Raw genomic sequence first — 1,332 nt, 5'->3', positions numbered from 1 at the left:
ATTAACATTTCTGTAAAAGTTCTAATATTCTTACAAATGTTAGGTTTGTGTATTTAATGGGGTAACTAAATACGATTAATTAAAAAAATGTACCAAAAAAATACGGATCATGAAAAAAATAGCTCAAATCCGGTAATTTGAGGTTTTTAACTTTTAATGATTATGATGCTGTATTCTCATTTACGAAACCGTTATAGGTTAATTTTTGAATTATTTTAGGCGTTTTTGTTAAATTTGCTATTATTTTTTAAAGAAATTATCATGAAGACAATTGCCCCAGCTCTTGAAGTGATATCAAACTCATACGGAAGTTCTTTTACCTACACAAAGCACGCCGAAAAAACCAACAGTAAGGCTCATTTATGGCATTATCATCCAGAAATTGAGTTGGTTTATATAAATGGTGGGGCGGGGAAAAGACAAATAGGAAGTCACGTTTCTTATTATACGAATGGTAGTTTGATACTGATAGGTGCTAATTTGCCACACTGTGGTTTTACGAATGAACAAACGGGAAATATTAATGAAACCGTTATTCATATTAAACCTGAGTTTTTAGGGAATGATTTTTTTGTTGCTCCCGAGATGAAAAAGGTTCGAAATCTTTTTAGTCAGGCAAAAGCCGGAATCGCTTTTGGCGGAGAAACTAAAAAAAGAATCGGTAAGAAAATCGAGATGATGGAAAAACAACTTCCGTTTGAACGTTTACTGACGCTTTTGAGTGTTTTAGATGAATTAGATTCTTCTGAAGAATATACTGTGCTTAATGCCGACGGATTTTCGTTAGAATTGCAAACTCAGGACAATGATCGTATCAATGTTATTTTTAACTATGTAAAAGATCATTTTCAGGAATCTATCGCAATAGATGAGGTTTCGAGTTTGGTGAGTATGACAACGCCTTCATTTTGCCGCTATTTTAAAAAGATTTCCAATAAAACATTTACAGAATTTGTAAACGAATATCGTTTGGTACATGCATCAAAATTATTGGCCGAAAAACCTATAAGTATAAATGAAGTATGTTACGAAAGCGGGTTTAACAACTTCAGTCATTTTAGTAAATCATTCAAACAATATACCGGTAAAAGCGCTTCGCAATACCGCCACGAACACAAAATTATTATTAGCTAATTCTACAAGAGGAAGCTTTTTATTTTTTGCCACCAATTTCACAAATTAACACGAATTAATATTTTCATTTACGGCAAAAAAATTAGTGCTAATTCGTGAAATTCGTGGCAAACTTTTTAATCTGTCAAGCTGAGCGTACTCGAAGCTTTTATTGGAATTTGGAATTTAAAATTTGGAATTTTCCCCAATAAATTAAAC

At 32.1% G+C, this 1,332-nt stretch carries 1 protein-coding gene; it reads left to right on the top strand.

Features of this window, described 5'->3' with window-relative positions:
• The first annotated feature begins 261 nt into the window (after window positions 1–261).
• Window positions 262–1,134: an AraC family transcriptional regulator gene (locus tag FLACOL7796_RS23500; protein WP_173973202.1), complete on the top strand. Its 873-nt coding sequence runs from the start codon at window positions 262–264 to the stop codon at window positions 1,132–1,134.
• The last annotated feature ends 198 nt before the right edge of the window (window positions 1,135–1,332 follow it).

It is taken from the genome of Flavobacterium bizetiae (genome assembly GCF_902804475.1).
GTDB classification, from domain to species: domain Bacteria; phylum Bacteroidota; class Bacteroidia; order Flavobacteriales; family Flavobacteriaceae; genus Flavobacterium; species Flavobacterium bizetiae.
Note: the sequence above shows the minus strand (reverse complement) of the source record. Positions and strands in the feature narration are given on the sequence as shown.